The 11,346-nt window shown below is 71.3% G+C and carries 13 protein-coding genes; 11 read left to right on the plus strand and 2 right to left on the minus strand.

Translation table 11 applies throughout. The features are described 5' to 3' along the window. Positions 1-41: 41 nt before the first annotated feature. The 10 genes from sufD (at position 42) to dapD (ending at position 7,295) form a co-directional block, all read left to right on the plus strand. Positions 42-1,223, plus strand: coding sequence for a Fe-S cluster assembly protein SufD (sufD, locus tag ABD371_RS11610; protein ID WP_344475560.1), 1,182 nt, complete (start codon positions 42-44; stop codon positions 1,221-1,223). Then, complete coding sequence (locus ABD371_RS11615; RefSeq protein WP_190124754.1) at positions 1,220-1,537, plus strand: non-heme iron oxygenase ferredoxin subunit; 318 nt, start codon at positions 1,220-1,222, stop codon at positions 1,535-1,537. The genes sufD and ABD371_RS11615 overlap by 4 nt, the downstream gene beginning before the upstream one ends. A gap of 7 nt (positions 1,538-1,544) precedes the next feature. Then, complete coding sequence (sufC, locus tag ABD371_RS11620; protein WP_190124755.1) at positions 1,545-2,309, plus strand: Fe-S cluster assembly ATPase SufC; 765 nt, start codon at positions 1,545-1,547, stop codon at positions 2,307-2,309. Further along, on the plus strand, positions 2,306-3,574 hold the full coding sequence (locus ABD371_RS11625; RefSeq protein ID WP_344475563.1) for a cysteine desulfurase: 1,269 nt from the start codon (positions 2,306-2,308) through the stop codon (positions 3,572-3,574). Before sufC ends, ABD371_RS11625 begins: the two co-directional genes overlap by 4 nt. 12 nt (positions 3,575-3,586) lie before the next feature. Beyond that, positions 3,587-4,051, plus strand: coding sequence for a Fe-S cluster assembly sulfur transfer protein SufU (gene sufU / locus ABD371_RS11630; RefSeq protein ID WP_190124757.1), 465 nt, complete (start codon positions 3,587-3,589; stop codon positions 4,049-4,051). Then, on the plus strand, positions 4,048-4,386 hold the full coding sequence (locus tag ABD371_RS11635) for a metal-sulfur cluster assembly factor (protein ID WP_190124758.1): 339 nt from the start codon (positions 4,048-4,050) through the stop codon (positions 4,384-4,386). Before sufU ends, ABD371_RS11635 begins: the two co-directional genes overlap by 4 nt. Before the next feature lie 140 nt (positions 4,387-4,526). Next, complete coding sequence (locus ABD371_RS11640; RefSeq protein ID WP_344475566.1) at positions 4,527-5,339, plus strand: DUF4184 family protein; 813 nt, start codon at positions 4,527-4,529, stop codon at positions 5,337-5,339. 39 nt (positions 5,340-5,378) lie between these two features. Continuing rightward, positions 5,379-5,699, plus strand: a complete 321-nt coding sequence (locus tag ABD371_RS11645; protein ID WP_344475568.1) for a DMT family transporter — start codon at positions 5,379-5,381, stop codon at positions 5,697-5,699. Continuing rightward, positions 5,699-6,262, plus strand: coding sequence for a TetR/AcrR family transcriptional regulator (locus ABD371_RS11650; RefSeq protein ID WP_344475570.1), 564 nt, complete (start codon positions 5,699-5,701; stop codon positions 6,260-6,262). The genes ABD371_RS11645 and ABD371_RS11650 overlap by 1 nt, the downstream gene beginning before the upstream one ends. 43 nt (positions 6,263-6,305) lie before the next feature. Beyond that, entirely contained in the window at positions 6,306-7,295 is a 990-nt protein-coding gene (gene dapD, locus ABD371_RS11655; protein ID WP_344475572.1) for a 2,3,4,5-tetrahydropyridine-2,6-dicarboxylate N-succinyltransferase, read from the plus strand. On the opposite strand, the gene dapA is transcribed toward dapD, so the two are convergent. Next, the gene (gene dapA / locus ABD371_RS11660; RefSeq protein ID WP_344475574.1) at positions 7,292-8,182 is read right to left on the minus strand and encodes a 4-hydroxy-tetrahydrodipicolinate synthase; all 891 of its coding nucleotides are present in this window, start codon (positions 8,180-8,182) and stop codon (positions 7,292-7,294) included. The two genes, dapD and dapA, sit on opposite strands and share 4 nt — an antisense overlap. A 173-nt stretch (positions 8,183-8,355) precedes the next feature. On the opposite strand from dapA, the gene ABD371_RS11665 reads away from it, so the two are divergent. Further along, entirely contained in the window at positions 8,356-9,120 is a 765-nt protein-coding gene (locus ABD371_RS11665; RefSeq protein WP_344475576.1) for an antibiotic biosynthesis monooxygenase, read from the plus strand. Between the two features lie 9 nt (positions 9,121-9,129). On the opposite strand, the gene ABD371_RS11670 is transcribed toward ABD371_RS11665, so the two are convergent. Beyond that, a complete protein-coding gene (locus ABD371_RS11670; protein WP_344475578.1) occupies positions 9,130-10,986 on the minus strand; it encodes an endonuclease/exonuclease/phosphatase family protein in 1,857 nt (618 codons plus the stop codon). Positions 10,987-11,346 lie beyond the last annotated feature (360 nt).

The following is an 11,346-nucleotide window of genomic DNA, read 5'->3' on the forward strand; positions in this document are numbered from 1 at the left end:
TTTCTTGACCCAGAAGGCAGAGAGAGAGCACGACGACAGCCATGGCTGAGGCTCAGAACATCCCGGCGGGATCCACCACCGCCGGCGCGATCGCGGTGGCCGCCGAATCGACCGTCGCCACCCGTATGAGTGCGCCCCCGTCCTTCGACGTGGCCGACTTCCCGGTACCGCACGGCCGTGAGGAGGAATGGCGCTTCACCCCGCTGGAGCGCCTCGCCGGTCTGCACGACGGCTCCGCCGTCGCCACCGGCGCGGTCAAGGTCGCCGTCGACGCGCCCGAGGGCGTCACCGTCGAGACCGTCGGCCGCGACGACGCCCGCCTCGGCAGGGCCGGCACCCCCGTGGACCGGGTCGCGGCCCAGGCCTACACCTCCTTCGAGCAGGCGTCGGTCGTCACCGTGCCCAAGGAGACCGTCCTCACCGAGCCGATCCGCATCGCGGTGCACGGCGAGGGCGGCGTCGCCTTCGCCCACCAAGTGATCGAGCTGGGCGCGTTCGCCGAAGCCGTCGTGGTCATCGACCACACCGGCGACGCCGTGCTCGCGGGCAATGTCGACTACCTCCTCGGCGACGGCGCGAAGCTCACCGTGGTCTCCGTCCAGGACTGGGACGACAAGGCCGTCCACGTCGCCCAGCACAACGCGCTGATCGGCCGGGACGCCTCCTTCAAGTCCGTCGTCGTCACCTTCGGCGGCGATCTGGTCCGGCTGCACCCCCGGGTCGCCTACGCGGCCACCGGCGGCGAGGCCGAGCTGTTCGGCCTGTACTTCACGGACAAGGGCCAGCACCAGGAGCACCGCCTCCTGGTCGACCACAACAACCCGCACAACAAGTCGAACGCCGTGTACAAGGGCGCGCTCCAGGGCGAGGGCGCGCACGCGGTCTGGATCGGCGACGTCCTCATCCGGGTCACCGCCGAGGGCACCGACACCTATGAGATGAACCGCAACCTCGTCCTCACCGACGGCGCGCGGGTCGACTCGGTGCCGAACCTGGAGATCGAGACCGGCGAGATCGTCGGCGCCGGCCACGCCTCCGCGACCGGCCGCTTCGACGACGAGCAGCTCTTCTATCTGATGGCCCGCGGCATCCCGGAGCAGGAGGCCCGCCGCCTCGTCGTCCGCGGCTTCTTCGCCGAGCTGGTCCAGCAGATCGGCCTGCCGGACGTCGAGGAGCGCCTCCTCGCCAAGATCGAGGAAGAGCTGGAGGCGTCGGTCGCATGAGTTTCGTCCGTGCCTGTGGCCTGAGCGAGCTGGACGAGGACACCCCCAAGCGGGTGGAACTCGACGGCGTTCCCGTCTCGGTCGTCCGCACCGAGGGCGAAGTCTTCGCGATCCACGACATCTGCTCGCACGCCAATGTCTCGCTGTCGGAGGGCGAGGTGGAGGACTGCCAGATCGAGTGCTGGCTGCACGGCTCCGCCTTCGACCTCCGCACCGGCAAGCCGTCCGGACTGCCCGCGACGCGCCCCGTCCCCGTATACCCCGTACAGATCCAAGGGGACGATGTGCTCGTCTCCGTCACCCAGGAGTCCTGAGTCACCCATGGCAACGCTTGAAATCCGCGACCTGCACGTCTCCGTCGAGGCCGAGAACGGCCCCCGGGAGATCCTCAAGGGCGTCGACCTGACCGTGAAGCAGGGCGAGACCCACGCCATCATGGGCCCCAACGGCTCCGGCAAGTCGACCCTGGCGTACTCGCTCGCCGGCCACCCCAAGTACACGATCACCGGTGGCCAGGTGACCCTGGACGGCGAGGACGTCCTGGAGATGAGCGTGGACGAGCGGGCCCGCGCCGGCCTCTTCCTCGCCATGCAGTACCCGGTCGAGGTTCCGGGTGTCTCGGTCTCCAACTTCCTGCGCACCTCCGCCACCGCCATCCGCGGCGAGGCCCCCAAGCTGCGCACCTGGGTGAAGGAGGTCCGCGAGGCCATGGAGCGCCTCAACATGGACCCGGCCTTCGCCGAGCGCAATGTCAACGAGGGCTTCTCCGGCGGTGAGAAGAAGCGCCACGAGATCCTTCAGCTGGAGCTGCTCAAGCCGAAGGTCGCGATCCTGGACGAGACCGACTCCGGCCTCGACGTCGACGCGCTGCGGATCGTCTCCGAGGGCGTCAACCGGGTCCGTGAGTCCGGTGAGGTCGGCACCCTGCTGATCACCCACTACACGCGCATCCTCCGCTACATCAAGCCCGACCACGTGCACGTGTTCGCGGGCGGCCGGATCGCCGAGTCCGGCGGCCCCGAGCTGGCGGACAAGCTGGAGGCGGAGGGCTACGAGTCCTACGTGAAGGGTGGCGTATCCCAGTGAGCGATGCCCGGAAGGGGCTCACCGGCCTCCTCGACACCGAGGCGATCCGCAAGGACTTCCCGATCCTCGACCGGGTCATCCACGGTGACAAGAAGCTCGTCTACCTGGACAGCGCGGCCAGCTCGCAGAAGCCGCGCCAGGTGATCGACGCGCTCAGCGGTTACTACGAGCAGCACCACGCCAACGTCCACCGGGGCATCCATGTCCTCGCCGACGAGGCGACGGCGCTGTACGAGGGCGCCCGGGACAAGGTCGCGGCCTTCATCAACGCGCCCAGCCGCGACGAGGTGATCTTCACCAAGAACGCCTCGGAGTCGCTGAACCTGGTCGCGAACATGCTGGGCTGGGCCGATGAGCCCTACCGGGTGGACCGCGACACCGAGATCGTCATCACCGAGATGGAGCACCACTCCAACATCGTCCCGTGGCAGCTGCTCGCGCAGCGCACCGGCGCGAAGCTGAAGTGGTTCGGCCTGACCGACGACGGCCGTCTCGACCTCTCCAACATCGAGGAGATCATCACCGAGAAGACGAAGATCGTCTCCTTTGTGCTGGTCTCCAACATCCTCGGCACGGTCAACCCGGTCGAGGCGATAGTGCGCCGCGCCCAGCAGGTCGGCGCGCTGGTCCTGATCGACGCCTCCCAGGCGGCCCCGCACGCCCCGCTGGACGTGCAGGCCCTCCAGGCGGACTTCGTGGCCTTCACCGGCCACAAGATGTGCGGTCCGACCGGCATCGGCGTGCTGTGGGGCCGCCAGGAGCTGCTGGAGGACCTCCCGCCGTTCCTCGGCGGCGGCGAGATGATCGAGACCGTTTCGATGAACTCCTCCACCTACGCGCCCGCGCCGCACAAGTTCGAGGCCGGTACGCCGCCGATCGCCCAGGCCGTGGGCCTCGGCGCGGCGGTGGACTACCTCAACGCCATCGGCATGGAGAAGATCGCCGCTCATGAGCACGCGATCACCGAGTACGCGGTCAAGCGCCTCCTGGAGGTGCCCGACCTGCGGATCATCGGCCCGGTCTCGGCCGAGGACCGGGGCGCCGCGATCTCCTTCACGCTCGGCGACATCCACCCGCACGACGTGGGCCAGGTGCTGGACGAACAGGGCATCGCGGTCCGGGTCGGCCACCACTGCGCGCGGCCGGTCTGTCTGCGGTACGGAATTCCTGCGACCACACGGGCGTCGTTCTATCTGTACTCCACGCCCGGTGAGGTCGACGCACTGGTCGACGGGCTGGAGCACGTCCGTCAATTCTTCGGGTAGAGCGGAGCCACTGTGAAGCTTGATTCGATGTACCAGGACGTCATCCTCGACCATTACAAGCACCCTCACGGGCGCGGTCTGCGGGACGGCGACGCCGAGGTGCACCATGTGAATCCCACGTGCGGCGACGAGATCACCCTGCGTGTGAAGTACGACGGCTCGCGCGTCGCGGACGTGTCCTACGACGGCCAGGGCTGTTCCATCAGCCAGGCCAGCGCGTCCGTGCTGAACGAGCTGCTGGTCGGCAAGGAGCTGGCCGAGGCGCAGAAGATCCAGGCGACCTTCCTGGAGCTGATGCAGTCCCGGGGCCAGATCGAGCCCGACGACGCGATGGAGGAGGTGCTGGAGGACGCGGTTGCGTTCGCCGGCGTCTCCAAGTACCCGGCGCGAGTGAAGTGCGCGCTGCTGAGCTGGATGGCGTGGAAGGACGCGACCGCCCAGGCTCTGGGAGACGGCGCTGAGAGGAAGACGGCATGACGGAGAACACGGGAGCGGCGCTGAAGCCGGCCTCGGAGGAAGAGGTCCGCGAGGCCCTCTACGACGTGGTCGACCCCGAGCTGGGGATCGACGTGGTCAACCTCGGGCTGATCTACGGCATCCACATCGACGACTCCAATGTCGCGACGCTGGACATGACCCTGACCTCGGCGGCGTGCCCGCTCACGGACGTCATCGAGGACCAGGCGAAGTCGGCGACGGACGGCATCGTCAATGAGCTGAAGATCAACTGGGTCTGGATGCCCCCGTGGGGCCCGGACAAGATCACCGACGATGGGCGCGAGCAGCTGAGGGCGCTGGGCTTCAACGTCTGAGCGATCGGCGTCGCGGCGATCGCCGTCCGGGCGATCCGGCAGCGCCGCAGTGGAACGGCCGCACCCACCAGGACCTCCTGGTGGGTGCGGCCGTTCCGCCGTTTCCGCTCCCCCTCCCGACTCCGAGGTCCGACCCGCCCATGCCCTTCACGCTGTGCCACCCCGCCGCCGTGCTGCCGCTGCTCAGGCCGCCGTTCGTGCCCGCCGCCCTGGTCGCCGGGTCCCTCGCGCCGGATGTCCCGTACTTTCTGAGCGGAGCGGTGCCGGTGACCGCCCAGTCCTGGTACGCGCCGTTCGTCAACGCCACCGAGACGCACGAGATCGCCGGAGCGCTCCTGCTGGACCTTCCCCTGACCGCCGCGCTGCTCGCGGTGTACTGGCTGGTACGGCGGCCCGTGGCCGCCCTGCTGCCCCGCCGGGCCGCCGTGGCACCGGTCCGGGGCCGTGATCCGCTCGCATGGGCCCGCCGCGCCGGATGGCTTCTGCTGTCGGCGCTGATCGGGGTGGCCACGCATCTGGTGTGGGACTCCTTCACCCACTGGGACGGCGAGGCCGTCGTCCGGATCGCCCTCCTCCGCGCCGAGGTGGCCGACGGGCTGACGGTGGCCCGGCTGGCGCAGCACCTCAGTACCGCCGTCGGCGCGGCCCTGATCGCGCTCTGGCTCTGGCGTCGCCGGAGCGCCCTCACGGCCCCGCCCGCCGACGGCGGTGCCGGTGGCGGCGGTCTGCCCCGCTGGGCCCGCCGCTCGATACCGGCGGCGCTGGCCGCCGCGACCCTCGCGGGCGCGCTGGTGCGCTGGTCCCGGCACACGGCCGAGAACCCCCACGGCCTCCCGCTGGAGAACACCCTCGCGGTCCTCGCCACCGGGGGCGGCGCGGCCTTCGCCGCGGCCCTCGTCTGCTACGCCGCCCTCTGGTGGCTGACCGGCCGCGGGCGGGTCGCCCGGCGCTGATGCGTACGCCCGTACACAACCATGTGTACACTTGTACGCATGGGATACGGACTACTCGCCGCGGCGATAGCGGCAGAGGTAGCCGGAACCACGGCCATGAAGTACAGCGAGGGATTCACCAGGTTCTGGCCCTCACTGCTGACCGTCGCCGGTTATCTGATCGCCTTCACGCTGCTGGCGCAGACACTCAAGACACTCTCGGTCGGCACCGCCTACGCCATCTGGGCGGGGGTCGGCACCGCCGCCGTCGCCACGATCGGCATGCTCTTCCTCGGCGAGGGGGCGAGCCCGGCCAAATTCGCCGGCATCGCCCTGGTGATCGCCGGAGTCGTGGTCCTGAACATGGGAGGCGCGCACTGATGACCCGCCGCTACGACCCGGACCGGCGACAGCGCATCATCGACGCCGCGGTCCGGGTCGTCGGACGCGGCGGGATCGACGCGCTCAGCCATCGCACCGCCGCCGCCGAGGCCGATGTGCCGCTGGGCTCCACCACGTACCACTTCGCCTCCCTGGACGAACTCCTGGACGCCACACTGCGCCAGGTCAACGAGAACTTCGCGGCGGCGGTGGTCGACAGCGAGGCGCTCATCGCCCCGGGGGCCGATGTCGCCGCCGAGCTGGCCCGGGTGATGGGCCGGTGGCTGGCGGGGGACCGGGCCAGGGTGGAGCTGGAGTACGAGCTGTATCTCGCCGCCCTCCGCCGCCCCGCCCTGCGGCCCGTCGCCGCCGAGTGGACCCGGGGCATCGTGGACGCCCTCGCCCCGCACACCGACGCCCCCACCGCGAGGGCGCTGGTGGCGATGGTCGACGGGATCTCTCTCCAGGTCCTGCTGACGGACACCCCGTACGAGGAGGAGTACGCCCGGGAGATGCTGGCCCGGCTGCTGGGGCCGGGGGCCGCCCGCGGCGGGCGGCCGTGAGACCGGTTGGCTCCCGGGGCGGACGCCGCGTTAGGTTCTCCCCATGACCGATACCACCGCTCCCCGCACCAACGGCGCCGTCGCCGCCGGCCTCGCGACACTCACCGCCGACGGCACCGTTCTCGACACCTGGTTCCCCGCCCCCCGGCTCGCCGCCGAGCCCGGCCCCGCCGGAACCGAGCGGCTCACCCCCGAGCGGGCCGCGGAACTCCTGGGCGCGGGCGCGGCCCGGGCGATCGGCCCGGACGCCCGCCGCGGCGTCGAGGTCGTCGCCGTGCGCACGGTCATCTCCTCGCTCGACGACAAGCCGCTCGACGCGCACGACGCCTACCTCCGTCTCCACCTGCTCTCGCACCGGCTGGTCCGCCCGCACGGCCAGAGCCTGGAGGGCGTCTTCGGGCTGCTCGCCAATGTCGCCTGGACCTCGCTCGGCCCGGTCGCCGTCGACGACATCGAGACGGTCCGGCTGAACGCCCGCGCCGAGGGTCTGCACCTCGCCGTGACCAGCATCGACAAGTTCCCCCGGATGACGGACTACGTCGCACCCAAGGGCGTGCGCATCGCCGACGCCGACCGGGTCCGCCTCGGCGCGCACCTGGCCGAGGGCACCACCGTGATGCACGAGGGCTTCGTCAACTTCAACGCGGGCACGCTCGGCACCTCCATGGTCGAGGGCCGGATCTCCGCCGGTGTGGTCGTCGGCGACGGCTCCGACATCGGCGGCGGCGCGTCCACGATGGGCACCCTCTCCGGCGGCGGCAATGTGATCATCTCGATCGGCGAGCGCTGCCTGATCGGCGCGGAGGCCGGGGTCGGCATCGCGCTCGGCGACGAGTGCGTGGTCGAGGCCGGTCTCTATGTCACCGCCGGCACCCGGATCACCCTGCCGGACGGAGCGATCGTCAAGGCGCGGGAGCTGTCCGGCGCGAACAACATCCTCTTCCGCCGCAACTCGGTGACGGGCGCGGTCGAGGCACGGCCGAACAACGCGGTCTGGGGCGGACTGAACGACGTCCTCCACAGCCACAACTAGCCACCGGCGTCTGTCCGGGCCGTCAGCTCCTCGTACGCCCGGAACAGCCCGTCGGCCGCCTCCCGGCCGGCGGGCTGGAGCGGGGCCCGTACCGCCCCCGCGCGCAGCAGCGCCTTCGCGGTCACCGCGCCCGGCAGCCCCGCCGCCATCATCAGCTCCGTCAGCGGCAGCACCAGCCGGTTCAGCTCCGCCGCCCGTGCCGTGTCGCCCGCGTCGAAGGCGTCGAGCACCGCCCGCAGCGGCTCCGGGGCGACATTGGCGACCGTACTGACGAACCCCGCGCCGCCCACCGCGTACAGCGGCAGATTCAGCTCCTCGCAGCCGGAGTAGTACGCGAGCGAGGTGCGCCCGATCACCTTGGCCGAGCCGAGCAGGTCGTACGCGCAGTCCTTGACGGCCACCACGCGGGGGTGGTCCGCGAGCCGCAGCACGGTCTCCACCTCGATCCGGGTGCCGGTGCGGCCCGGGATGTCGTACAGCATCAGCGGCAGCCCGGTCGCGTCCGCCACCGTGCGGAAGTGCGCCTCCACCGCCGCCTGCGGCGGGCGGCTGTAGTACGGGGTGACCACCAGCAGCCCGTCGGCCCCGGCCCGTTCGGCCGCGCGGGCCAGCTCCACCGTGTGCCGGGTGTCCGCGCTGCCCACGCCCGCCACCACGGGCACCGACTCGCCGACCGCCTCCCGCACCACTCCGATCAGCGCGGACTTCTCGGCGTCGGAGGTGGTGGGGGACTCGCCGGTGGTCCCGTTGAGCACCAGCCCCTCGCAGCCCCGGGCCACCAGACCGGCCGCGTGCCGGGCGGCCGTGCCGAGGTCCAGCGCGCCGTCCGCGGTGAAGGGGGTGATCATGGCGCAGAGTGCCCGGCCGAACGGGCGTGGTGTGGTCATGACCAAAGTCTCGGCCCCCATGACTCTGAAGGTCTACTTAGTTCTTCTTCCGTCCATGGTCAAGCAACGCTGAAAGGTTGATCAACTCGCTTGACCTCAAGTGAACTTGATGTCTGAGGCTGGTGTCCGGTGGCGCACCGCAGGGGCGCGCCCGACCGGAGGGGAACCCCGCCATGCCCGAGTCAGTGATCGTCCGTCCCGGCGCACGCCCCGGGCCGAACCGCCCCGACGCGGGCGTCATCAAGGTCTCCACCTGGGACGTGGGCGACCCCGCGCGGCAGCGCGCCGCCCTGGACGCGATCCGGCGGGCCTGGCTCGGCCGCGACTGGCCGGACGGGGGGCTGCTCTCGTACACCGTCCACCTCGGCGAGGACGGCCGGACCCTGCTGCACTACTCGCAGTGGGCGGACGAGGACGCCTACCGGCGCTTCTTCGACACCCACCGGGACCGGAGGAACGAGGAGATCGACGCCGCCGTCCCCGGGATCCGGCGGCTCGCGCTCGACTCGTACGAGCTGTACCGCAGCCACACCTCCCGCGCGGACGACCCCCGGGTGCCCGGCTGCGTCGTGATCGTGGAGGTCGAGTTCGAGGGCCCGGACCCGGAGCGGCAGCGGGAGTGGGTGGACACCGTCCTGAGCGCGCTGGCCTCGGACCCGGTGCTCGCTTCCGGCGGCGGCGCTCCGGAGGGCGGCGGCGAGCGCGATCCCCGTACGGCCGGGATCTCCGGCTTCTTCCACCTGGGCACCGACGGCCGGCGGGTGCTCAACTACGCCGAGTGGGAGAGCGCCGAACTCCACCGCGCCGCCCTCGCGACCCCGGGCTTCGCGGTCGGCTCGCCCACCGAGGAGTGGGAGCGCGTGGAGAACCACCCCGGGGTGCGCGGGGTGCGGGTGAACCGGTACACGCCCGGACTGAGCATCGGTCCGGGCGTGTGACACCGATGATTACGGGCGGAAGCGCAGCACCTGCGGGTCGTGGTCGCTGTTCTGGTCCGTGAACTCGGCGTTGATGTGGACGCTGTCGTAGCTGAAGTCGTCGATCGAGGGACTGGTCAGTATCTGGTCCAGCACCTGGCTGTTGCCCTGGTAGACATAGGAGTAACGATCCGCCCTGGGCAGCGACTTCACCGCCGCGTACAGCGCGCCGCCCGCGGTCAGCTCCTTCGTCGTCGCCGAGAACTCAAAGTCGTTGATGTCGCCGACGACCAGCACGTCCGCGCGCCGGTCGGTCTTGAGCACTTCCTTGACGAAGGTGTTCACCGACCGGGCCTGCGCCACCCGCTGGACCTCGGAGGAACGGTTCGGCGGCTGGCGGTGGGAGGTGAGGGCCTCGTCGCCGCCCTTGGAGCCGAAGTGGTTGGCGATCACGATGACCGGGCGGCCCCGGAAGGTGAACTCGCCCGCGAGCGGCTTGCGGCTGGACTCCCAGGCGCTGTTCCCCGGGTCGATCCGGCCCGGGGAGAGCGTCAGGGCCGCCCGGCCCCGCTCCCGTACGACGCCGGTCGCCGTGGTGGCGTCGCCGCCCGCGCGGTCGGTGAACGCCACCCGCTCCGGGTTGAAGAGGAAGACCTGGCGGATGTTGCCGCCGGGCTGGCCGCCGTCCTTGTTGTTCTCCGGGGAGACGGAACGCCAGTCGTACGCCGGGCCGCCCGCGGCGACGATCGCGTCCGTGAACTTCTTGACCGTCTTGTCGGCGGCGACCGTGCCGTCGTTCTTCGATCCGCTGTCGTCCTGGATCTCCTCCAGGGCCAGGATGTCGGGCGAGGCCAGATTCTCCACCACGGCCCTGCCCAGGGCGTCGAACTTCTCCTGGGGGTCGGACGGGTCCAGGTTCTCCACGTTGTACGTGGCCACCGCCAGTTCGCCGCGCCGCTGCGGCCGGGTCCTCTCGGCCTGAAGACCCCGGTCGGCGACCGTGCCGAGGGTCCGCGCGACCAGGGTGTAACCGCCGTACTGGCTGAAGTCGAGCGGGCCCTCGGTCCGGCCGGTCAGCACATCGCCGACGTTCGCCTTCGGGAAGGGCTGCTCGGCGGTCGGGATCAGCGACTGGATCTGGAGCCTGCCGGAGTTCTGGGAGGCGTACGAGCCGTACCGCGCGCCCCCGCGCACCGTGGGGTTCTCGTACGGCTTGACCGTCACCCAGAGCGCGGAGAAGGGGTCGGTCGCGCCGACGATCCGGGAGGTGTCGACGCGGACATTGACGCCCTCCAGGGACTCGTAGTAGTCGAGGGCGTACGCCTTCGGCCTCAGCGGGAGCGCGTTGACGCTGCCGCCCGCCGCGGGGTCGCCGGCCGGGGCGTAGGCGGAGGGCACCGAGCGGGCGGAGACGGTGACCGGGGCGGGCAGTTCGTTGCCGGCGGAGACCACGGTGACCGTCGGCCGGGTGATCTGGGTCAGCGACTGATTGCCGGAGGCCGTGCCGCCGGGGACGAACTCGGTGACCGTGCCGGAGACCAGCACCTCGTCGCCGGTCCTCACCGGCGGGGTGGAGCCGGAGCCGGTGAAGACGAAGACGCCCTCGCTGGTCGCCGGGTCGGCGTCGGGGGCGCTGTCCTGGAACCAGAATCCGCGCGAGGAGCCGTAGCCCCGCACGCCGGTGACGATGCCGGGGACGTCGGCGACCGGCCGGCCGGCCAGCGGGGAGATCCGGGTGGCGCCCTGGATGTCATGGATCCGGACGCCGGCCGCGGCGTCGCCCGCCGGCTCGGCCGACGCGGCGGAGCCGGTGAGCAGTCCGGCGGCGAGCGCGGAGGCGACGAGGGCCGCGAGGGCGGCGGTTCTCGGTACGGCGGAGGAAGGCATCGGGTTCTCCGGGATCGGGGTGGTGGGCCACGGGGTGGGTGGTGCGCGCTCCGCACGATGTGGCGCGAAGACGGCTCTACGCGCGTCAATCTCTTGGCTGGGCGGTGGACTTGTCAAGAGCTGCCGGATGTACGGCGGAAGGCGGGCGGCCGAAGAGCCGTACGCGCCGGGCCCGGGCGGCCGGCCGCGACGGTGCGGGCGGTGCGCGCCGGGTGTCCGGCCGGGCCCGCCCCGGGGGTGTCCGGTAAGCGTCCGACCGGGTGTCCGAGAACATCGGCAGGGCGTGGGGGAAGCGCGACCGGGCGGCGAAACCCGGTGAAATACGTCTACGCTGGAGAGCGCTCAGAGGCCCTGCCCACC

Origin of the sequence: Streptomyces amakusaensis, from assembly GCF_039532665.1 — a bacterium.
Taxonomy (GTDB): domain Bacteria; phylum Actinomycetota; class Actinomycetes; order Streptomycetales; family Streptomycetaceae; genus Streptomyces; species Streptomyces amakusaensis.